13 protein-coding genes are annotated in these 24,393 nt (G+C 36.3%); all 13 read right to left on the bottom strand.

The genetic code is table 11. From position 1 onward, the window contains the following. Window positions 1–76: 76 nt before the first annotated feature. The 13 genes from ABD859_RS23460 to ABD859_RS23400 all read right to left on the bottom strand — a co-directional run bounded on the left by ABD859_RS23460 (window position 77) and on the right by ABD859_RS23400 (window position 24,383). Window positions 77–1,942, bottom strand: coding sequence for a six-hairpin glycosidase (locus ABD859_RS23460; RefSeq protein WP_345147261.1), 1,866 nt, complete (start codon window positions 1,940–1,942; stop codon window positions 77–79). An 86-nt stretch (window positions 1,943–2,028) separates the two neighbouring features. After that, window positions 2,029–2,997, bottom strand: a complete 969-nt coding sequence (locus ABD859_RS23455) for a glycoside hydrolase family 43 protein (RefSeq protein ID WP_345147260.1) — start codon at window positions 2,995–2,997, stop codon at window positions 2,029–2,031. Between the two features lie 269 nt (window positions 2,998–3,266). After that, window positions 3,267–4,835 carry a glycoside hydrolase family 28 protein gene (locus tag ABD859_RS23450; RefSeq protein WP_345147259.1) on the bottom strand — a complete coding sequence of 523 codons (1,569 nt, stop codon included), beginning with the start codon at window positions 4,833–4,835 and terminating at the stop codon, window positions 3,267–3,269. A gap of 140 nt (window positions 4,836–4,975) precedes the next feature. Next, on the bottom strand, window positions 4,976–6,376 hold the full coding sequence (locus ABD859_RS23445) for a glycoside hydrolase family 140 protein (protein WP_345147257.1): 1,401 nt from the start codon (window positions 6,374–6,376) through the stop codon (window positions 4,976–4,978). Between the two features lie 256 nt (window positions 6,377–6,632). Further along, window positions 6,633–9,710, bottom strand: a complete 3,078-nt coding sequence (locus ABD859_RS23440; RefSeq protein ID WP_345147255.1) for a DUF6298 domain-containing protein — start codon at window positions 9,708–9,710, stop codon at window positions 6,633–6,635. A gap of 260 nt (window positions 9,711–9,970) precedes the next feature. Beyond that, window positions 9,971–11,677, bottom strand: coding sequence for a polysaccharide lyase (locus ABD859_RS23435; RefSeq protein WP_425554267.1), 1,707 nt, complete (start codon window positions 11,675–11,677; stop codon window positions 9,971–9,973). A 110-nt stretch (window positions 11,678–11,787) separates the two neighbouring features. Next, on the bottom strand, window positions 11,788–12,474 hold the full coding sequence (locus ABD859_RS23430; RefSeq protein WP_345147252.1) for a DUF3826 domain-containing protein: 687 nt from the start codon (window positions 12,472–12,474) through the stop codon (window positions 11,788–11,790). 121 nt (window positions 12,475–12,595) lie between these two features. Next, on the bottom strand, window positions 12,596–14,308 hold the full coding sequence (locus ABD859_RS23425; RefSeq protein ID WP_345147251.1) for a polysaccharide lyase: 1,713 nt from the start codon (window positions 14,306–14,308) through the stop codon (window positions 12,596–12,598). A 123-nt stretch (window positions 14,309–14,431) separates the two neighbouring features. Then, window positions 14,432–16,408 carry a RagB/SusD family nutrient uptake outer membrane protein gene (locus ABD859_RS23420; RefSeq protein WP_345147249.1) on the bottom strand — a complete coding sequence of 659 codons (1,977 nt, stop codon included), beginning with the start codon at window positions 16,406–16,408 and terminating at the stop codon, window positions 14,432–14,434. 11 nt (window positions 16,409–16,419) lie between these two features. Further along, window positions 16,420–19,791 carry a SusC/RagA family TonB-linked outer membrane protein gene (locus ABD859_RS23415; RefSeq protein ID WP_345147247.1) on the bottom strand — a complete coding sequence of 1,124 codons (3,372 nt, stop codon included), beginning with the start codon at window positions 19,789–19,791 and terminating at the stop codon, window positions 16,420–16,422. 653 nt (window positions 19,792–20,444) lie between these two features. After that, window positions 20,445–21,227, bottom strand: a complete 783-nt coding sequence (locus ABD859_RS23410) for a rhamnogalacturonan acetylesterase (protein WP_345147245.1) — start codon at window positions 21,225–21,227, stop codon at window positions 20,445–20,447. 4 nt (window positions 21,228–21,231) lie between these two features. Beyond that, a complete protein-coding gene (locus ABD859_RS23405) occupies window positions 21,232–22,215 on the bottom strand; it encodes a pectinesterase family protein (RefSeq protein ID WP_345147243.1) in 984 nt (327 codons plus the stop codon). Between the two features lie 146 nt (window positions 22,216–22,361). Continuing rightward, window positions 22,362–24,383: an aceric acid hydrolase gene (locus ABD859_RS23400; RefSeq protein WP_345147242.1), complete on the bottom strand. Its 2,022-nt coding sequence runs from the start codon at window positions 24,381–24,383 to the stop codon at window positions 22,362–22,364. Between the last annotated feature and the right edge of the window lie 10 nt (window positions 24,384–24,393).

Below are 24,393 nucleotides of genomic sequence, written 5' to 3'. Positions count from 1 at the left end.
GATTTTTTCTTCTTTTTAAATAAAAAATTCCGTTTTTATCCGCGTCTTTACGAAGTAAATCCGCGTCATCCGCGTTCTATAACTTTTTCGTAACCAAAGATTCGATATTGAAAACTGCTTCAGGGATTAATTTTCCAGTTTGAGGCAGATCGTCGTAATCGTCTGTGTCTGGCGCTGTGTCTGCATTTGGAGTAAATCTCTGTTCTCCTGTTCGGAACATGATTCTTTCAAATCCGTCAGTTGGCGCGTAGAATATCTTTGTTGATTCTTTTTCGTCGTTTACTTTTATCGTGTATGAACGGTTTTTAGCGTCTAATTTAACCGTTATTTTGTACGTTTTGTTGGCTTCGTATTTTCCAACTCCATTAGAACGAGCTCCAGTTTTCACTTTAATCTGACCGTCTGAGTCAAAAGTCAATCGTACCGAAGGCATACCTTGTTTGTTCTGAAATTCAACTTGTAATAAACCATGATTGTTCTGTTCTGGTTTAACTGTGAAAACAGCTTCCATTTTTGAGGCAAAAGGAATTACTCTTTCGGCACGTGAATAATCAAAATAATCCTGATCTCTTAAAGTCAGCCATTTTTTTCCGTCGTCTTTCTTTTCGATTTTAGTTGATGCCCACGAAAGATCGTAAGTGTTCCAAAACTTCAATTCTTCTCCATCAGGTAAAGTATTAAAAACATCGTTTACATTTTCTGTGACAATTGAAGTTACCGGAACGGGAATCGAAGCCACCCAAATATCTTCTTTGTTCATGCTGTAACCAACCCAGATTTTTCCGTCTGGCGGAGTTCCGTTTTTTTCTGTAATTCCGCGAACGTATTGCGGGCCGGCTGATTTGTAATTTCCACCATATCGCATCGGACTTACTTCGCCGTGAACCAATAATAAATCTTTGTAATTCAGTCCATCGTCACTCGTTGAAATTGCCAAAGGCCAGCGATATTCTGACGGATTATAAAGCGTTGCATATCGATTGTCAGATGCTTTTTGTCCCCAGATTTTAGCATTGCTGTTTACAAATCCTGGCGCACGCAACGGCATATAATCCCATGATTTTCCGCCGTCACGACTGATTGAGGTTAAAGCGTGTTTCCATAATCCAACCACATTTCCGTTTGGCAAATGGTAATAACTGAAAGCTTTATAAGGTTTTTGAAGCGGAATTAACTCATCGTCACGGTCAGCTTCTTCAACCCATTGCTGTAAAACTAAAGGTTCAGACAGAATTTCTTCGCAAGCTTTTTTCAAACCTTTGTCTTTTGATTTGGTATAAAAAGGGAATTTCGATTTCGATTTGTCCCATGTTTTATTGTATCTGATGAAATAAATTTCGCCGAAACTTCCATCTTTTTTAATTTCGCGAATGACACGCCCAATTCCTTTACCGTCGTTCGGATCGTCTTTTTCATCCATTGCAATTCCGTAATACGCTAAGGCAAAAAGTCGTTTGTCTTTTGACGTATAAAAGCCCATTCTCTGATGCATAATCGCATCCAGGTTTTTGGCAACGCCTTCAACTCCTTCTTTTTTCCATCCGTCAGGAATTCTGTAAATCGGAAAAATTACTTCTGGTTTTGTCCAGGTAACACCGTCTTTTGAAGTCATTAATAAAGTCTGGCTCGGCGGAATATGTTCGCCCGAAGGATCGCTCAAATAATGCAGATAAAAGGTGTTGTTCCAATACGCCATCATTGGCTGGTGATTGTATGTCCATCCGAATCCGTCTGCTTTTTCGGGATGTTCACGGCTCGCACGCATAATCTGCGTCGCGTGAACTCCAACTGCCAGGCTTAACTGTCCGTGATGGTAATCGATGTTTGAAAGTGTTTTGCCAACATAACGCACGGTATCGTTTTGTGCATTGACCGCTGTGCAAGTCATAAGAATTGCAGAAGCGGTGATGATGTTGGTTTTTATGTTTTGGAAAGCAATCATTTTTTTTTTATTTTTTGCCACAGATTAAACAGATTCTCACAGATTTGAAAAAAATCATTTTAATCCGTGTAATCTATGGCTTTAACTTATTTCCTATCAATTAATCCTTTTAAAACTTCGCTAGAAATTGTTGTAATCGTTCCGTGTTTGTGACCTTCCGGAAGACTTATTTTGGATGAAACATCTTTAAAATGAACAAAATCTGGAGTACTTAATGCTTTATAATTTTTTGAACCGTAATTGTCATAATACAACAGCCAATTTTTACCCACTTTTACCACCGTCGGGCCTTCTGATAAATATTCGGTTAAAGGTTCTGAACTTTTCTCAAACGGACCTAAAGGCGATTTTCCGAAAGCTACTTTTATGTTTCGCATTGGTCTTGTATTGTCTTTTAAAACCAAAACATAATCTTTTTTTGCTTTTTTTACGATCACACAGTCAATTACACTGAAGCCTGGATCGTAGTACAATTTTGTATCTGAAAAGGTTTTAAAATCCTTTGTCGTTACATAATACATTCTGTGGTTGTTTTTCTCCTCTTCAGCCCCTTTTGGAAATCGGAACGGAATAGTCGATGCCCAGATAACAATGTATTCTTTTTTTACATCATCATAAAAAATTTCGGGCGCCCAAACGTTTACCACTTCGGGTTCGTTTTTCATTACGGGAATGTATTGCTGTTCTGACCAGTGAATTAAGTCTTTTGAACTCGCGTAGCCGAAACCGTTTCCGCCTTTCCAGTCGGTTGTCCAAACCATGTGATAGGTTCCGTCTGCTCCTTTTGTGATTGACGGATCACGCATTATTTTACTGGCTCCGATTTCTGGTTTTAGAAACGATCCTTCTAAGCCTTTCCAATGGTAACCGTCTTCGCTGTACCCCAGATATAAACCTTCTGTTGCTGGTTCTCTAAACGACGTAAAAAGATAGATTTCTTTCTTCTTTTGAGAATAGCTGAGCGTGCAAACTGCAATTATTATGACTATAAATATTTTCTTCATCTTTTTTCTTTCCTGCAAGGTTTTCGAAACCTTGTAGGTATGTTTTTTCATTGATGTTAAACTTTAATACCTACAAGGTTTCGAAAACCTTGCAGGATACGCGTACTAATTTTAATTCCAAAAAAGCCTAATCTTTCTCTTTAGCCCCGATTGCAGTGGAAATCCTTTTTTGTATCGTTTCTTTAACGAGACAAAAAAGATTGTAACGGAAAGCGGGACTATGTTTGCAAAAATGCCTTTTGTTTCTGCTTCTAAAATTTATCTAATAACTTATTTTAACACCTACAAGGTTTTGAAAACCTTGCAGGAGAGCGAACATATTATTCTGTAATTACTCTTTTATCTAAAGAAGTGCCTTTTTTAATCGCTGTTTTCACATTATTAAAAACATTGTTTTTCAGGAAAATATTTTTGGTTTCTTTTCCATCGGCTTCGATAAAAATATCGGTTTCATTGAATGGAAAATTATTGTTGATTAATGTATTTGAAACGTTATCTAATTTGATCACCGGAACTCCTTTTATGGCAGTTAACGAACCAACGTTGTCTAAAATAACATTTTTTGAATCTGAAATTTTGAAAGATGAACCAACTGTCGCGTTTACTTTTACATCATGAAATTCAACATCTGTCGCCGTATTTACGGTAAAACCCTCTTTTCCGTCCATGTTGATGTTGGAGAACGTAATGTTTTGAATCGGCATTTCTGTAATTCCTAAAATCTGTCCGGCTTTGTTTACGTTTGAAGCCGTGATATTGCTCATGTGAATGTTTCTGAAAATCGGCGTTTTCTCGGTTACTGGCTCGACTGTAGTGCCTTTGTCGTAGAAAAGACTTAATACGATGGCTTCTTCTTTGATGTTTTTCATGACGATATTATCGACACGAATATCTTCTACCACTCCGCCTCTTCCACGAGCCGATTTGATACGGATTCCACGATCTGTTCCGTCAAAAACGCAGTTTGAAATGGTAATTTTTTTGATTCCGCCCGACATTTCGCTTCCGATTACAACTCCACCGTGACCGCTTAACATGGTGCAGTTTGTGATGGTAACATTTTCGGTTGCTTTTCCGTATTTACGCCCGTCGCCGTCTCTTCCCGATTTGATTGTAATGCAGTCGTCTCCAACGCTTATATGACAATTTGAAATGTGAACATTGGTGCAAGAAGAAGGATTAATCCCGTCTGTATTTGGCGAATGCGGATTAAAAATCGAGATTCCGGTTACAGTAACGTTATCGCAGAATTCTGGATTAATCGTCCAAAAAGGTGAATTTTGAAATGTAACGCCTTCAATCAAAATGTTTTTGCAGTTGTATGCCTGAAAAAAAGAAGGTCTGAAAAATTTCTTATCAACGGTTCTTTTGTAATACGGTTCTGTGTAAAGCCCTTTGTTTTGCTCTTCCCACATTTTTTGATATTTCGTTTCCGGAATTGGACCTTTGGCAGATTCAATTCGGTACACTTCGTTCCACCATGCTTTTCCTTGTCCGTCGATTACACCTCTTCCTGTGATCGTGATGTTTTGCTGATCTTTTGCGTAAAATAAAGGCTGGAAAGATTTCATTACAATTCCTTCGTAACGCATTTCAACATACGGTAAAAAATCATCGAAGTTTTCAGAGAACTTTAAAAGCGCCCCAGAATCTAAGTGAATCGTGATGTTACTTTTTAGTGTTAAAGCTCCTGTCAAATATTCTCCTGCAGGAAAAAAGATGGTTCCGCCACCGTTTTTAGATGCTTTTTCTATTGCATTCTGAATGGCTTGCGTGCATTTGATTCCTTTGTTATTTCCGCCTTCTTTTAGGATGTTAATCCAGCCGTCGTTTGCGAATGTGGCTAAACTGGTGATGAAGCAGAATATTATTAGTATGTATTTTTTCATTGTTGTGTTGTTTTATTCTCAATTTTTGTCATTTCGACGAAGGAGAAATCTCCGCGAGTAGCTCGTCATGCTTGAGCAACTTTGTAGAGTTTCTTGCGGAGATCCCTCGTTGCTCGGGATGACAAAAATGGGGTTACTTTTTAAACAGATTTCAAAATCAAAACCCAGTCATTACCGTCTTCTTTGTTTCCTGCTGGCTGGAAGTTTTGAGTTCCTTTATTGTCAAATGTTCCGATTTTGGTTTTCTTTCCGTTTCTTGGATTGTACCAGGTTGCTTCGAATTTATCTCCGGAAATTTTTCCTAGTTTTACTTCTATTATTCTTCCGTTGTAAGTGTACAGCAAAGCATATTTTTCTCCTCTTATTGCCGGAATGTAATCGTATTTTTCTCCTTGGTTAACTACTAAAGAAACATCTGGTGCTCCTTCTAAAAATGGAAATTCTTCCATTAACTTTTTAATGTAAACCATTTGTTTAGCTCCCGGCGCATTTATGGCTGATGTCCATAATTCTTTATTTCCGTAGGCTGGTTTGTCGCCTTTTCTGAACATTTGCATTACAGCGTTGTGTCCGTAAGTATAACCTGCTCCTCCAGATAAAACCGACCAATATCCGTAACGACGTATGTCGCTTGCAGTCCATTTTGGCTGTAAAGTATCGTGGAGTCCGTGTGGAATTCCTTCGTAAGATGGTTCTCCGTCCAATGTTGGTTTGGTTGGTTTTAATTCGAAATCTCTAAGAACGAATTTGTAATTGTCTTCTTTGAAATTGGTTTTTATCGAATCCTGATCGTATCTTCTGTGTCCCGATTGGAACATATTAAAATCCAGCCATTTTGCATTGTGAAAATTCTCTGAAGAGTCGGTTCTTCCAAACGGGTGGAAAGTCACTAACTGCTCCGGATTATTAGTTTTTAAAGTATTTCCAATGGCATTCCAGATATCCTGAAACTCGTTTCCGTGTGTATCTCCTCCGTTTAACCAGATTACGTTGGTTCTGCTTTTATATCTATTGGCCAAGAACTGAGCGTATTCTGTTGCCTGTTCTTTGCTTACTTTATTTCCTTTTGATACGTTGGTTCCCCAAACTGGAACCATTGCTACGTAAATTCCGTTTTTCTGAGCCACGTCTAAAGTGTAATCTACGTGATCCCAATAATCGTATTGTTTTGCGTCTTTGAAATCATTTCCTGCCGTAATCAACGGTTTTGATACGTCTTCATTGATTAAAGCTGCATCGCCATAAACGTTCACGGCATTGATGTTATGCAAAACCATGATCTGAACTACATTGAATCCTTTTTCTTTTCTGTCTTTGAAGTATTTCTCTACTCCTGCTCTGTCCAGTTTTCCGAATGCCAGCCAGCCTGTGTCACCCAACCAAAAAAATGGTTTTTCGTTTTCGGTAACAAAATAATGCTGATTTTTAGATACTTTGATTTGAGGCAGAGCTTTTGTTTTGGCAGATTGCGAAAATCCGCTTTGTGCTGTCAACAAAAAGGGTATACTTAGAGCGTAGAAAGATTTTATTTTCAGATTCATTTTGGGTTGTTTTTGAATTTTGTTCTTATTTTTTTGCCACAGATTTCACTGATTTAATGGATTTTCCAAGCTTTGTCTTTATTATTTCACGCAGATTTCGCTGATTTTAGCGGATTTGCGCAGATTAAATTTTAAAAATCTGTAAAATCTGCTTTGATCTTTTTAAATCTGCGTGAAATTTTTTTCGCTCGCAGATTGGGCAGATTATTTTAATTCTAATTTTCTAATCCTTTTAATCTTTGTAATCTGTGGCTAACTATTTCTTCACTACAAAAAGCACTTTTTCTTTTATTTCGGCTTGTGGAATTGTGATTTGTTTTCCTCCGCTGATGTTGGCTTTTTTTGTTGTATTTCCTGTTGAAGCATTGATTGCAAATACTTCAAATGTTCCTTTTTCGTTTGATAAATCGATTGTGATATCATGGTCATTTTTCAAATAGAAAAGATAGCTTTTGCCTTTGTTTTCTAATTTCCAAAGATTGTCTGAAAACGTGTTTCCTTCAACTAATTTCATTTCGATTAAAGCGGCATAAAACTGAGGCAGTTCAATTTTTGGAATGTTTGGTAAAGAAGCTCCTGCCATTAAAGCTGGCCAGCCAAATCTTGATGAACCGTCTGTTGAATATAAAACTATTTTCTCTGGATATTTTTCGCGGTATTCTCTAACTGCACGATATACCTGATTGTCGGTTTCTTTTCCGGTTTTTAATTTTCTGGCGTGCTGTCTTGGTGCTAAATTTACGCCTCCTTGTGGAGCATAAGCTGAACCGTCTTCTTTGTAATACCAATATCTAATGTCGATTACATCAACGGTTTTGTTTCTTTTGGCATCGTTAAGAATCACGTCTTGTACATCTTTTGTAGCACTTAAACCGATTAAGCCTTTTTTACCAGTTTCGTCTTTCCATTTTTGAGCCTGGTCAATCCAGAATTCCATGAAGTGAAGCGGACCTGTATATTCGGCACTTGTTAACTGAATTACGTTGCTGTTTTCCTGAAAGTTCTCAAATGATTTTCTAATGAAACCTTCATGTAATTTTCTTCTTTGAGCATTCGTAATATCATAAAACTGTTCCGCCATAAAAATACGTTTGTCTCCTGCGTACGGCGGTGGCTCCGGAAATCCAGAACTATTGATATTGTTTGCCGAACGCCAAGGCGAACTTGCCCAATGCGCTCCAGCTTCTAAAATATTATGCTGAAAATATTGCTGATTGATTAACAATTGTCCGTTTGGTTCTGCTAACGTTGCAAACTGCGCTAAACGATTCCAGTACCAATCGTTGAATTTCGTTAAATCATATTTGCTTAAATGATCCCAAGCAAAATCCTGCCCACTTCTTGCAAAAGGCTGTTCGTAAAACGGAGGCCAGACATCGGCATCGAATCGGCGTACGCGTTCGTGATCGTCCATACGGCGCTCGTACCATAGACCGTAGTTGTGTTCTAAAGCAACGATGTTATTTTTTGTTAAATAATCTACTGTTTCCTGAACTTTATCTGTTAATCCGTTTCCTGTTCTTCCTGGTACAAAACGGGTTAAATGCGGTGTAGATTTGTTTACGAAATCATCTGTAAGATCACCTCTCCACCATGCTACATTGGTTTCTTTTCCTGCAATTAATTTTCCTTCAAAAGTCAACCAACCATTTTCTGTGATTACTTTTGACGTTGATTTTTCTGTTTTATCTGCAACAACTTTTAAATCGTTTGCATTTTTTAAACCTTTACTATCCGTATTTACTGGATTTGCTTTTGAAGCTTCTGCAATCCATTCTTGTAGACTTTTTGATGTTGTAACTGAGTTTTTAGTCAGTTCTTGTGCAACTTCGATTGTTGGACTTGAAGATGGTTCTGAGCCTAAATCGTAAATAAAAGGCTGAACTGGAAGTTTACCTAATCTGGCTTCTAATTGAGTGTAGAATAAACTTCTTGGACTAATGTGTCCGTTTACGTCTTTCCAATGTCCGTTTCCTCCAAATTGTCCCCAAACTCCAAAAGCCCAGTTTTGTGCTGTCGGCGGATTATAACATTCTACTTTTGAAGCTGATGATTCCCAAATAACCGAATTAGCTGCTGTCCATCCTGCACCTCTTCCTGCCTGCTCTCTGTTGTTGTAGCTTAACGCTTTTCCGTCAATATTTGCAATGTCGAATAAAACTCCGGTTGCCCAGCTTCCGATTGCACCGCTATTTTCAAATGGCAGATGCGATTCGCATTGCACAAATACATTTGGACCCGTTGTACCAAATCCGCCCACAGCAAAATCATGATAGCCAAATTCAGAATAACAACGTTGGAAAAGCGTCTGCTGACCTTCTGTATAAAAGGTATGTCTTCTGAATGAAGCGATTTCAGAAACCGGTTCTGTTGCAATACAATCTTCAACCGTAACTTGCTGACTTGTTTTTAAAACCGTAACGGCTCCACCTGCAAAGTGTTTGAAATTAACTTGTTTTACCCACGCATTCCTAGTGTTCTCAATGCTTACTGCCTGCCATCTGTGTTCTTCATCTTTTGCATTTGAAGGATTGAAAGTCGATTTTATCAGCATGTTTTCAACACCGATATGCTCAATTCTTCCTGCCCATGAATAAACGGTTACTTTTGAAGTTCCGAAAACATCGTCTAAAGACATGGTTATTGGAGCGTTTACAGTAACTTCATTTCCGTTGATTTTAGTAACAATTCTGTTCCAAGTCGTAATCCAGTCGCCTTTTTTCCAGCCAATCCATGAAGTTTCTCCGCCGAAATCCTGCATGTTTACTTCTTTAATGAAATTATCAGTTAAAGGTTTGCTGATTTCGATTTCGTCTCCAACTTTTAATTTTGCAGTATTTTTTAATTGGATTTTCTGTGTTCCAAGTGGTGTATAAGCATTGTTGAATTCGAAAGTATCTTTATACACTTTATCATTTTCACCCAAAATTCTAATTAAAGCTTCTCTTTCTAAACCAGTTCCTAAAAGTACGGTTCCGTTTTCAGAATTTCCGCTTCCGCGAAGAACAACTCCCGATTTTCTGATGTATAAAGTGCCGCTTACTTTGAATGTTCCTTTATCTAAAAGAACAGCTCCGCGAAAACCATTTTTATCTGGTTTTAAACCGCTTACATAATCAATCGCATTTTGGATTTTCTGTGTAGCGTCTTCTTCCTGCTTCGAAACAAAAATCTTGTTCTCCAGATTCGGAATTGCTTTTTCTGATGACATATAACCAGCAAAAGAAAAATCCGGAATCTGATTTCCCTGATTGTCTGTTGTGAAAGTTAGTTTTCCTTCTTTGGTTTTTACAATGTCCGGAAAAGCAGTTTGGGCTGTGATATTTACAGACATAGCAAAACACATTATGACTAATGTGTTTTTGAAGGAAATTATATTTTTAAAATGAATGAAGTTCACTTCTGTATTATTTTAGATTTCTGAATTTAGATTTTAGATTTTCTAAAGTTACGTATTTCCGTAATTTTTGTCATTTCGACGAAGGAGAAATCTCCGTTAGTAGCTCGACAATCTAAATCAAACTTTGCGGAGTTTCTTGCGGAGATTTCTCCTCCGTCGAAATGACAAACTGTATGTTATTACTTAGCGTTGAACTATTGCAGCAAAGTTTTCAACTTCGCCAATGTATCGGTGTTATTCTCCAATTTCGTCCAGTCTACTTTTTGATTTGGATCGATGTTGTTGAAATACTTTTCGATGTTCGTGTAACCGTCTCCGTTTGAATCTTTATTGGCGTCTGAAGCATCATTTGGATTCAAGCCGTATTTTTTCTCCCAAGCGTCTGGAATTCCGTCGTTGTCCGAATCTTTATAAGCTTTTCCTTTATAAGTTGGATATCCGCCAACCTGATCTGGATGTGTTATGATTCCTTTTTTGTATGAATCGGCTGGAAGTCTTCTTTTTATAAATTCTTTTCCGATTGCATTTTCTAAACCGTCTTTAACTTCGATTTTTCCTGTTCTAACTTGTTTGATAACACGCTCATCTACAGCATCTCTTTTCGGAATCGTCGCTCCAACATTCGTTAGAACAAAATCATAACTTTCTTCTGCACTCATGATTTTAAATGAAGGCATTGAAAATGGTTTTGGCTGTTTAATTGCTTCTAAAAATTCTTTTGTTTCTGCTTCCGGAAGATTTTCCAACTGAACTCCTCCATTCCAGTTATCTGCCGTAACTTCTGGAGATCCTACGATAAAGTTTCCTGAAACATAAGCTCTTCCGTATTGTTTTGGCTGAATATATCCTGATTCCGGTTTTACGATTCTATGTGAAATAGGTTCGTTTACTGGTGTAATTGGTCCCGGTTTAAAATAATTATTGATGATGTTTAACATTGAGCGATAATCACCTCCATCAAGAGTACGATTCCACCAATTGAATACTACGTTATTGACAAAATTAAAATCGCCATACATTCCGATAGAAGCATTTCTAGAAATGTTGTCGGCCCATAAATTGCGCATAAAAGTACTATTTAATCCGCCAATTGTACTTCCAAACGCGTGATTATAAGTATCTAAACCTTCTGCTGAAATAGTATTTTGAATTGTGATATTACACGCTGGCAGTTTTTCCAGTTTTGATTTTTCGTTAGCTGCAAACTGATGTCTGTATAACGAAATATTTTCGTCTAATCCCCAACTTACAGAGCAATGGTCAACAATGATATTTCCCATAGGGTTTCCACCAAGAGCATCGTCTCTTCTTGTAACTTCGGTTGCACCACGTCTGAAACGCATATGTCTGATAATGACGTCATGTGTGTCGATTTCTAATGTTTCTCCCGCAATACAGATTCCGTCACCCGGAGCTGTCTGACCTGCAATTGTTACATAAGGCGCACGCATGCTGATTCTTTTTTCAAGTTTAATAATTCCTGAAACGTTAAAAACAATAGTTCTCGCTCCAACAGCTTCACAGGCTTCACGAAAAGTTCCTTTTCCGCTGTCTGCTAAACTTGTTACTACAAATATTTTTCCGCCACGTCCACCTTGTGTATACGCCCCTCCACCTTCAGCTCCAGGAAATGCAGGAATATCAGCTTGAACAAAATCTTTTGGATATGAAGCCCAAGGTAAATAGGGTTTTCCCTGTTTTGCCTCTTCTTTGATAATATGATAATTAGCATTCCAGATTTCAGCCAGTCTTTTTTCTTCATCAGCTAAAACAGCATCTGCTTTTGCTTGAACATCTTTCGGAATTACGGGATATTGTGCATACGCCGAAGAAACAAGTGAACAAAATGAAAATGCCATTAGTGTTCTTTTGAAAGTTCGGCTTGGAGAAATATGTTGCATGTTAATAGTACTTAGTAGTTAGTTTTTAGTCCTTAGTTTTTTCGTGGTTAGTACTTAGTTCTTTAGTTTAGCGAAAACTCACCATGGACTAAAAATCTAAGGACTAAGGACTATTCTTTTTGACCTTCTTTCTTGGCCTTCTCTCTCGCTTCAACACGTTCGTGCCAGTCTTTACTTTCCTTGTTTAGATCGTAACCTTGTTTTGATAAATAGTTGTTGATTCTTCCTTTGTATTTGCCAAACCAGCCGTGTTTTTCTTTAGATGAACCAGCATCCATTGCGTGTTCTCTGGCTTCTACTAAAGCTTTGTATATATAATCTTTTTGTTCTGCAGTTAAATTTGGAAGCATATCGTTGTAACCTGCAACTGTGATTGGAAGCACTCCGTATGTCATTCCGTCTTTAACTTCTGTGATTTTATCTTCTGATAATTCTTTACCCAATTTCTTGATGTAAGATTTATGCAGTTTTGCTATTGATTCGTCTGCTTTTGATTTCAGTTTGTCAATTTTCTTGTTTTGATCTTCTTTAGCTAAAGAAGTATCTTCTTTTACTTTTTTGATTTCAGCGTCTCTTCCGTCCTGAATCTCCGTTAAATCTCTGAATTGCTGTGCAATAATATTTGAAACTGCTTTTTCTTTTGCTTCGTTTTTCAAATCTAATTTTGCGACGATTTTAGCGGCTCTTTCATTCGTAACTTTTACGTATTCTGGATCTAAATGCTGTTGTGCATTTAAAGTAGAAAATGTGAAAAGAACCGATAATAAGCCGATATTTATTTTTTTTATTAACATCATCTTTATTTTTTTAATCTCGCAAAGTCGCTAAGACGCAAAGCTATTTCTTAAGTTTTATAATAAAACTTTGCGTCTTAGCGACTTTGCGAGAAATTTTTCTATTTCTTTAACCTATCGGTTTTTATTTTAAATCTAACAAAGGTCTTACCAAAGTTTCTTTGTTATTCGCTAAATCTTTCCAGTTTACTTTTATCGCTGGGTTTACACCGTTGATATAATCTTCAATATTAGAATATCCGTCACCGTTTAAGTCTCCCTGCGCATCAGATGGATCGTTTGGATTTAAACCGTATTTTTTCTCCCAAGCGTCTGGCATTCCGTCTTTGTCTGTGTCTACGTAAGGTTTTCCTTTGTATTCTGGATATCCGCCAACTTGAGAAATATCTGTAATAATTCCTTTTTTATAAGAATCCATTGGAAGTCTTCTGTGTTCGAATTGATAGAATTCTTTTTTCTCTAAACCTTTCGCATATTCCGGAACTCCAGTTTTTACTGTTCTTACGATTCTTTCGTCTACTTTATCTCTGATTGGTAAAGTTGCTCCAACATTTTTAAGAACATATTCATACGATTCTTCAGCTGTCATGAATTTATTAAACCATGGCATTGGGAAAGGTTTTTCGCTTTTCATTTTAGCGAAATAATCTTTTGCTTCGTCGTATGACATCAACTCTCCTTTTTTGTTTTCAATTTGAATTCCGCCGTCCCAGTTGTCTTTGGTTACTTTTTCGTTTCCGTTCACAACGTTTCCGTTTACATAAGCTCTTCCAAAAACCATGTAAGGTAATTTACTTCTTCCTGATTCTGGTTTTAAGATTCTGTAGCTGATTGGCTGTGTTAAATCGGTAACTGGTCCTGGTTTGTAGAAGTTGTTGATAATGTTATAATTCGCAGTGTAATCTCCACCATCTGTAGATCTGTTATACCAGTTAAAAACCACATTATTAACGAAGTTAAAAATTCCGTTCCATCCGATAGAAGGGTTTCTACCAGCATTATTTGCCCACATGTTTCTCATGAAAGAGCAGTTTTCTCCACCCAAAGTACTTCCGAAAGCGTGATTATAAGTATCTAAAGCTTCACCAAATAAACTGTTTTGGATGGTAATGTTTACCGTTCCAACTTTAATATCTGGATAACCTGGCCCTGGGTTGTACATGTGTCTATAAATTGACATATTTTCGTCTAATCCCCAAGTTGCAGAAACGTGGTCGATCATGATGTTTCCAACTGGATTTCCTCCAATGGCATCGTCTCTTCTTCCCACAAAAGTTTCTCCACGACGGAAACGTACGTGTCTAATAATTACATCGTGTGTATCAATCCAAGTTGATTCTCCGGCAATACAGATTCCGTCTCCAGGAGCTGTTTGTCCCGCAATTGTGATATAAGGCGCACGAATAATCAACGGACTTTTTAATCTGATAATTCCAGCAACATTAAATACGATTATCCTCGCTCCTCCTTGTTCACAAGCTTCACGAAGTGTTCCTGGTCCGCGGTCTTCAAGGCTTGTTACTGTGTAAACTTTTCCTCCACGTCCACCAAAAGTGTACATTCCTCCTCCTTCAGCGCCTGGGAAAGCAGGAATTTCTGCCTGAGGTAAATCGGTTGGTCTTGATGCCCACGGAATATATGGTTTTCCATGTTTTGCTTCTTCTTCAATAACAACTAAAGCTTTTGCCCAAGCTTCGTCTGAAAGTCTTTGTGCTTCTTCTTTAATTGCTTTTTCTTGTGCCTGAACTTCCGGGCTTATTTTAGGATATTGGGCAAAACATTTTGCACTTCCTAAAAAAAGCAGCGATGATGCGATAAATAATGCGGAATTTTTCATGTTAATTTTTAATTGTGGTAATTCTTTTTAAACAAATCACCTGTATCTTTTGACGAATACAGGTGAAAAGTTCTATTTAATGTCTATTGTTCTTTAGTGAATTTAAAAAAGTTCACTAGCATTTTATTGTTGGTAATTGTAATCTCCTTCTCCACCAGAAGCGTCTTTCCATCCAATTGTTTGTTTTAACCATGGATTTTGTGCTAACACTGTATTTTGTAATCCTTGAATATAATAATTTGGATTAAATTTGATTTTAACTGCAACGTTATTTACCTGATCCATTGGAGTTGGCGGCGCAGCTAATACAAAATTATTTGTGTAAAAAGTGGCCAATGTATTTAATTGTGCTTCAAAAGTTGCTTTTGCAGCATCTATATCTACAGAAATACTTGCTCTGGCAGTTGTTAAAGGATCTGCTGCTGTTTGTGTGATGTTTTTAAACTGTAAATAATTTCCAGTACGCTGTGTACCATTGATAGGTGTTAAACCTAATTTTGCAACAGTTCCGGCTGTTGTACCTGGAAGTCCAGTATTGTCATAAAGCATCCATCGCTGTACATCCCAGTAACGTTTACCTTCATAAGCTAATTCTACTCTACGCTCATACAATACAGCTTCTATAGCCGCATATTTGTCAACTAAAGTACCAATACCATAATTATTTGCTGCATCGATACCAACACGTTTTCTAATTCTGCTTAAATAAGCAATCGTGTTATTTGTCTGACCTAATGCCGCATAACATTCTGCTATATTTAATAATAATTCTGCATAACGGTATTCTAAAATATCATTTCCAGAATATTGGAAATTACTTGTGTTAGAAGCAGTTACATCTGTCATTTTTCTAACAATTGCAGGGCTTGGCTCATTATTTGAATCACTAAAATAAAGTTTTTTGTCTTTATCTTCCCATCTGTAAGCCCATACAACTGGTTTAGCATTTTCTTTATAATCCCATTTTACACCAGAGAAAGCAAACGTTCTGTAGAATCTTGGATCACGTTTAAGAAAGAAAAGGAACGGATCATAACCATTTGCCGCTGTAGGTCTTTCTCCTTTATCTGTAGGAAATAAATCAATCATCTCTTTTGGAGCTTCCATAGCACCTGTACCACCTTGACTAACTAAACGGATAGCTTTTTCCCAAGAGTTATTAACTCCTAGATTTGTATTAAGTGCAGATAAAAGCTGTGTTGTAATTGCTTCAGAACAAAATGCATTACTTCCTAGTGCAAACATATTCTGCCAGTCTTTTGCTGAATTTCCGTATAAACCATATCCAGCAGCTGTTAAAGCAGTTTCAGCTTCTAAACCAGCTTTTAATGCCGCATCCCAACGTTCGTTAGAACCATCCCAGTTTTTATTAAATAATGGACTTGCATAAGTTAATAATACTCTTGATTTTACTGCTAAAGCGGCACCTTTTGTAACACGTCCATATTCTGCTGCAATCCAGTTTGGAGGCAATAAGCTTGCTGCCATATCCAAATCTTTTACAATTTGTTCTACAACCTCGGCAACTGTAGCTCTAGGTAATTTTATAGCTTCATCCTCTGTACTTGGAGTCTGAACTTCGGTTACAATAGGAACACCTCCATAAACACGCATTAAATCAAAATATTGAACTGCACGTAAGTAATATAATTGTCCTTTTGCCTGATCGCGAAATGTTTTATCTAAATTTGCTCCTTTAACATCAATATCTCTAATAAAAGAGTTACAATCTCTAATTCTGTTATAAGGAACGTTATTAATTTTATCTTCAAGTTTACCTCCGTAGTAACCTGATGCATCTGCAGCATTTACATAAGTAAGGTTTGGATTAATAAGAGGCTGAATTCCTCCTATTTCTTCAGTCATTTTAGAATATGTATCTGTAAATGAACCTACAAGACTTTGTCCTGGAGATTTAAAAGCAGAGTAATAATCGAAATAAACATTATTAATATACCAATTAGCACGTTCTTGACTTTCGTAAAACGAATCGTCAACACTTCCATAATTTTTCTTTTCTTCCAAAAAATTATCGCTGCAAGAAGCACTTAGCACTACTAAAAGTGCTAAGGTTACATATTTATTAATTTTTAGTTTCATCTTTAATTGAATTAGAATGTAATGTTAAAAGTAACAGCCCAAGTTCTAAGAGTAGGATAATTCTCTGAAGAAGTATCATACATATTGCGGTAATGATCAGGATATGGGTTGTATAAATCCCAAAGATTATTACCTGTTACACCAATTGACCATTTCGAAATTTTAATTTTATCTAAAAGATCTTTAGGCAAATCAAATCCTAATGTTAAGTTTCTTACTGTACATCTAAAAGTATCTAATTGCCAGAAATCTGAAGGCACTGTAAGATAATCTTGTCCTGTAGAGTTCAAATTAGGATATCTTCCATTTACGTTATCATCTGAATACATATCATTCCAGAAAGTTTCACGCGCCCACATGTTGTGAGAAGAACCAGTACCTTGTTTTACAACATCTATTGCGCGGAATCCACCCCAAGAAGTTGCTATTTGAGTTTTAAAGAAAAATGATTTATATCTACCTCCTAAGTTAGTAGTAAAACCATACGATCTGTTTTTATTCACTAATTTAACGTAATCTTCATTCTTTTGGATTTGTCCATTTGGTCCAGCCTGAGTTCCATCTGTACTATTAAATTGTCCTGCTGCATCTTGATAAGCCAACATTCCTTTTCTCATATCAGCAACATTAGAAATTCCTAAATAATTTGGCTGTCCGCCTACAGCTGCTGCATTTTGAGTTAAGTAAGACCAGTAATTTGCAACATCCTGATCAGTACGTAAAATTCCGTCTCCAGTAGAAGTTCCTTTCCAAGTTTTGAAACCCCAAGATGGGAAAAATGTAGATTGCCCTGCCTGAGTTAAGTTGTTTGATGGATGTAATATAGCTGGATCTGGATATTTTTTAACCATATTGTCTGATAATCCAAAGTTTACTCCAACATTATAACTAAAGTTTTTATTAACATTATCTTTCCAGTTTAACGCAAACTCTGCTCCCCAAGAATCAACCGCAGCATAGTTTTCTTCTGCAAATCCTCCTCCAACAGAGATTGGCACTCCAACTTGTCCTGCCATTCCTGTTAACATTTCTTTTGATCTATCATAATAGAAATCTGTTGTTAAAGACAATCTGTTTTTTAATACAGCTAAGTCAATACCCACGTTATTTTTGATAGTTGTATCCCAGCCTACATTTCTATTTGGCTCAACTCTAGGTGTAACAGCACCTCCAAGAACACCTCCATTAGATCCAAACTGGAAACCTTTATCAGCTACAACATCATAAAGTTTCATCCATCTCCAAGCATTAATATTGTCATTTCCTGTTTTACCAATAGAGTAACGAATTTTAAGGAAATCCATCCATCCTACATTATCAGTAAACCATTTTTCTTTAGAAACAATCCATCCTGCCTGAACTGAAGGGAAGAATCCCCAATAATTTTCTGGTGCAAATTTTGTAGAAGCATCACTTCTAAAAAGGAATTGAAGCATATAACGTCCTTTGTAACTGTAGTTTAAACGACCTAAATATGATAAAGTTCCTTGCTCACCTTTTAATGCAGTTGAGTTAGTAGTTAAAGTTCCTGCCGTTTGATAAGAACCTGCATAATCTTTTCCAGTATTTTCAAATGCTAAACGTGAACTGTTAAATTCTGATTCAGAACGTTCTACAGAGAACATTGCTCCTACTTCATGATTATCAAAAGTTCTGTTATAATCTATAAAAAAGTTAGCCTGAACAGATTTAGAACGTGAACTATTGTAATAAACTCTAGATCCACGAGTATTAGTTTCGATTTGATAGTAATTGTGAACCCCATCATTTACAGTTGTAGGTAAAGCAGAACTAGCTAAGTGACTGTCTAATTTTTCATACCCCATAATTCTTGCTAAATCATATGGTAATTGAATTTGCTCTGAACTTTCAGAAGTTTGAGTTCTTGCATAAGTTCCTTTTAAAGATAATCCTTTTATAAATGGAACTTTCCAGTTAAGTGACATATTTACATTGTATGAAAAATCACTTGAAATTTGTTTAGAACCATTGTTTAATCCTGCAAAATAATTCCAACCTGCAATTGTGCTGTTTGAATTTGGAGAACCAATAGTACGATCTGTACGTGCAAACGGAGACATAAAATATTGTTTATCGTTTACTGTAGTTTCCCAAGGAATATACTTAGGCATGTGCAATAAAAGTCCATAATCTGCTTGTTCTCCTCCTGATGAAGAAGCATAACTATCATTAATACTTGATGACGCTTTTGTAAATGATTTTTCAATATCTCCAGAATTACCAGAAACTGCTGCAGAAAAATCTAAAGAACTTGTGATTTTTGCTGTCATACCCGTACGGAAGTTCCATTTCTGATAATCTTGTTTTCCTAAATTTGCATCTTGTGTAAAGTAATTAATACCTGCAAAATAAGTTGCCTTTTCAGTACCACCACTTACGCTTAAAGTGTGCTTTTGCTGAATTGCAGGCTTCCAAGCTTCTTTAAGCCAGTCATAATCTAAGCCTTTCATCTCTTCTAACTCTCTATCTGTAAAAAGATTCGATGAATTATTACCCAGATTATTATTTCCTCTAAAAAATCTATTAGAGAAAACACCAAATTCATATGCGCTCATCGTTTTACTATGACTAACTGCATCATTTACTGCAAATTGAGTAAAATATGAGAACGTTGGCACACCACTTTTTCCTCTTTTAGTTTTAACAACGATAGCTCCCTGAGATGCACGAGAACCATAAATAGCTGCAGACGCATCTTTTAAAACTGTCATACTTTCAATCTCCGAAGGATCTAATCTGTTAAATGCATCTAGAGATGGTCTACCATTAATTGGATCCACCTGGATCATATCGTCAATAATAATTAAAGGTGTTTTTGAACTACCATCTTTTGAGAATCCATAAGTTTGGCGAATTTCAAGAGAAGCACCATCACCAGGACGACCCCCGCCATCAATTACACTTAAACCAGGCACCTGTCCTCTCAAAGCTTCAGATAAATTTGAAACAGGAAGTTCCTGAATATCTGATGCACTGATTGTAGCAATAGCTCCAGTAAGCTTTTCTTTCTTTTGACTACCGTACCCTACTACTACTATATTTTGTAATTCGTTTGAGTCTTCCGTTAGTTTAACATTTACTGTTGTTCTTGTTCCAATTGGCACTTCTTGTTTTCTCATTCCTATAAATGAAAAAACTAAAGTAGCATTTGGTTTTACTTTAATTTGAAATTGACCATTAAAATCAGTCGTAACTGTATTCTTTGTAGATTTCTCTGTTACGTTAACTCCCGGAAGCAGACCTGATACATTATCAGTCACAGTTCCTGTTACCGTAACTTGATTTGAGTTCTGAGCATAACTCATCACCGTCATCAGTGTAAACAAAAGAAAACTACATCTCTTTAAAAGTGCTTGTTTCATAAATGCTTTTTTGTTTTGGTTAGTTTATTATTGTTAGTTAGTCATGTTTTAAATGTACCTTTATATATTTAAAGAAACTAAATCGTTGTAATTAAATGTTAAAAATACATTTATTATTCATATCCCAAAAATATAACGATGCTACATTACAACCGTCCTGCTCTATCCTGTTTTAATCATGTAATCTCAAAAAAAAAGACTCAAAAAAAACAATATTAATAAAAAATGAAGAAAAAAAATATGCGTAATCGAATATTTAAAACAAAAGTTTGAATAAAACAAAATATACAAACGCGTTTGAATTAAAATTTCGCAGGATTTTCATCAAAACTCTTCTTCTTCTAAACATTCTGTAAAACACTCTTTCGTTACTACTGATACAGAATAGCTTATAAGTACGAAAACGTTATCAAAATTGAAGTAATAATTGTCTAAAATACATTTATTTCCTATTAAAAAAACTTACAAAAACACCTAGTTAAGCATTTAAAAAAAATTTAAACATTTTTTAAGAGAAAAACATTTTTTAAAAGTAAATTCTGACCAAATAAAATTGAGTTATATTTTTTATACCAAAAACCTTAATTCACAAAAAAACCGTCAGAATAAATTTCGACGGTTTCTTTTATTTTCTTCGTTCAAGTATTGAAAAACTAGAGCTTTTTCATAGCCTCAAAAACTAATCTTGCCACTTCAATACCTCCTTCTGTTTGAAAATGTGTATTGTCTTTTTGTCCTTCTGGAAAAGCAGGATACTTACCACTTTCAAAATTCATAAAATAATTTGTCGTAACATAATCTTGTCCTTTTGATGAGAAGAAATTCATTGACAATTCATTCAAATCAATATATTTCACATTTAATTCTTTAGCTACTTCGATCGCAGCTTGTGGATAATCGCCGTGAACATTACTTAATTTACCATCTTTCCAAGGATAGTTTCTAGCAACAGGAGTAAGCACAATCGGAATCGCGCCTTTTTCTTTGGTTTGATTAATGAAAAGTCGAAGAAACTCTTTATAACCCTCAATATTGACATACCGTTCTGTTTTTTCCACAGAAGCATCATTATGTCCAAATTGCATCATGACTACATCTCCTTTTTGAAGAGATTTATAAACAGAAGCCCAGCGTCCTTCCTGAAAAAAGGTTCTCGTACTTCTGCCGCCTTTTGCACGATCATCAATTTTTACTTCTTTAGCATTACCTAAAATGTTCTTAACCAGTTTTAAACTGTCTTTTTGAAAGAAAGGCTGAAAAACCTGTCCCCAGCCAACTTGTGGAAATTTCTTGGTTTGATAATTTTCTTCTAACGAATAATCAGCAACCGTCGAATCTCCAATTAAATAAATCTTTGTTACTTTTGACTTAAAACCAAAAGCGCCCAGTAATAAAACCGAGCACATTCCTATTATAAAAATTTTAAACTTTTTCATAAGCTTATTTATTTGGATTCCATCCGTTTAAAACTAAATCTCTATCGTATTTTTTAATTTCTTCTTTCTTTAACTGATGCGACCATGAAACTCGTTGAGATATATTTTTCGCACTCGAACCTTTACTTCCGAATTCAGCATAATAAGCTGTTTTATCTTTATCAGGAAAACGGGTATCGATCCAAGCGTTCCAGCCTTCTGGAATAATATGTGAACCTAGATCTGTATTGATGAAAACCGTCTGCGCATAAGGTCTCCAGGGTCTTCCCAAAAATACTTTATCGACCGATTTATCTTTGGCAGTAAGTTTACAATCCACAAAAACATATCCATAAGCCTGACCTTGCGGAGTTGAAGCTGCTGTGATATAAGAGTTTGTCAAACTTTCGATCGTACATTTATAAAAATAAGCCGTTGCAGCTCCAAAAATAAAATCGGTTGTTCCGTTAATAAAACAGTTTTCAAAATAGATTCGAGTTTTTTCTTCAGATAAATAAAGCGTGTCTTGATTACCTAAAAGATTGCAGTTTTTTACGATAACACGATCGCCTTTAATATGAAGCGCTACCGCCTGTCCTACTCTCCCCGCTGTATTTTCAATCGTAAGATTTTCAAGCGTACAGTCATTTCCTTTAATTAAAAACGAATACGAAGTTCCTGTTCCAAAAGCCGTTTTTCCTGACGGATCAGGCTCACGAAGTGGTTTTCCAGAATAATCATCAAATGAAATAATCGTTTTATTTCTGTCCGTTCCTTTTAAAGTGATGAAGGTTTTAGAAACGGGAATTTCTAACTTTTCTTTATAAACGCCAGGTTTTATCGTAATTACCACTCGTTTTTCTGAATTGTCTTTTACATTGTTTACCGCTTCCTGAATAGTTATAAAATCTCCCGAACCGTCTTGTGCAACGGTTAAGGCTAATTTATTATCAATGGTTTGGGCTGATAACGAAAATGTTATTAGAAATAAAGCCAAAATATATCTCATAGTTCTTAATATTTTAAGTTTTTAGACAAAGTTTATCTGTAGAGACGCACAGCAGTGCGTCTACACCATGTGCATCAAACATTGTGGTTACGTTGCGTTAGACGCACTGCTGTGCGTCTCTACAAAAAAACAATGTCCATATAATTTTAACGCGACATCCAAACCGTCATTTCTCCCTGTCCTTTATTTCCCCACGCAAAATACGGAACCAATTTTACAGGAACAGAAGTTGCATCTTTCGATGAAAGAGGTTTATATAAAGCCTTATTCCAAGAATTATTAGGATTGATAACAGCTTCAGCCTCAATGCTCACTAAATTTCTATTATTTAATGTAAAGTTGTTAGTGGTAAATTTAGAATTTAATTTTAAAGCCACATCATTTACACTAATTTTAGCAGGAAGCTGATCCGATTCTAAACAATAAACTAAAGGTCCTCTTTTTACAGCTACCTGATTTTTAACTTCTTCAACCAACGGATTGGCTTCCATCAATTCAACGGGCATTGGCATATTCAATTCGATAACATCTCCTTTTTTCCATTTCTGGTTTAATTTCAAATATGTTCCCGAAACAATCTGATCTGTAATTTTTAAATTATTAACCGAAACTTCAGCATTCTGACTCCAACCCGGAATTCTTAAAAAGAAAGCCTGTAAATCTTTTGGCGCTTTTACGATTTTTAAAGTGATTTTTCCGTCCCAAGGATAATTGGTTTGTTGTTCGATTTCTAAAGCTTCTCCGTTTTCTGTTTTTGTATTCAAAGTGTTGCTTCCGTATAAATTCACATACAAACCTTCTTTTGAAAGATTGTAAGCGTAATTTCCAACTTCCGCAATTGTTCTCGTTACGTTTGGCGCACAGCAATTTGATAACGCAATATAACCTTCACGCACATTTCCCCATCTTTGGTGAAACGGCAGATCATTCGAAACGTTCAGCGGATTGTTATACAAGAATTTTTCTCCTTCCAAATCCATTCCCGAAAGTACGCTATTGTAAAGTGCTAACTCCACAATATCAGCATATTTAGCATCTCCTGTAATCTGAAGCATTCTCCAGTTCCACAACACATTTCCAATATTGGCACAGGTTTCTGTATGAGCCGTTGCGTTTGGCAGTTGAAAAGGTCTTCCGTACGCCTGATGAATTTTCTGCACGACAGTTGGATCGTAAGAAGTTCCGTCTGGCGAAACTCCGTCGTACAAAGAACCACAGCCTCCAGTAATGTACATTTTGCGATACGTTACATCATCCCAAATAGATTCTAAATTGTCTAATAATTTCTTTTCTCCAGTTTCGGCGTATAAATCGGCAACACCCGCGTACAGGTAATTCGCTCTTACGGCATGTCCCATGGCCGTTGTCTGTTGTCTAAACGGAACTCTATCCTGATTATCGTCGGTTCCGTCGCTTGTCGTTCCTTTAATGTCAATTAGATTATTCGCCAATTCTAGATATTTCGGGTCTTTTACCGTTCTGTACATTTCGACAATTCCCATATAATGAGACGGACAAATGGCATTTCTTGCTAATTCCGGCGAAGCTTTTTTGTAGAAATCATATAAGAAATCGGCAACTCCTTTGGCAATATTCAGAAAATTGATTTTTCCAGTCGCGCGATAATGAATACAAGCTGCAGTCATTAAATGTCCCATATTGTATTTCTCGAAACCCAATTGCTTTTTCACTTCTTCGGGACCTAAAGTTCCCCAGCGTTCATCAATCAAAACTGGTGTGTGAATATAACCGTCTTTGCGCTGTACTTTTGCGAAAAGCGCAATCGCTTTATCCATTTCGGCATCGAGTTTCTTGTCTTTTGTGATGGCATAAGTCGCAGCCATTCCCTCAAAAATCTTGTAGAAATCACCATCATGAAACGAAGGCCCTTTGAAAGTTCCTTTGCTTAATCCTGCTGCAATTTCGAAGTTTTGATATGCATGCGAAGTTTCACTATGATACAAATCCCACATATACGGAAGCGTATTTTTGGTTTCTACATCAAATTGTTCTTTCCAGAATCCGTTCGTCCATTTTACGTCCTGAAGTCCAACACTTTGAAGTTTTGAATACGGACTTTGTGAATTCGCAACCAAACCTTTATTCTGAGCCACAACTCCAGCGCTAACTAAAAACAAACTCAAGGAAACATTTAATAAATTTTTCATTTTATAATTG

Origin of the sequence: Flavobacterium ginsengiterrae, assembly GCF_039539785.1 — a bacterium.
Taxonomy (GTDB): domain Bacteria; phylum Bacteroidota; class Bacteroidia; order Flavobacteriales; family Flavobacteriaceae; genus Flavobacterium; species Flavobacterium ginsengiterrae.
Note: the sequence above shows the minus strand (reverse complement) of the source record. Positions and strands in the feature narration are given on the sequence as shown.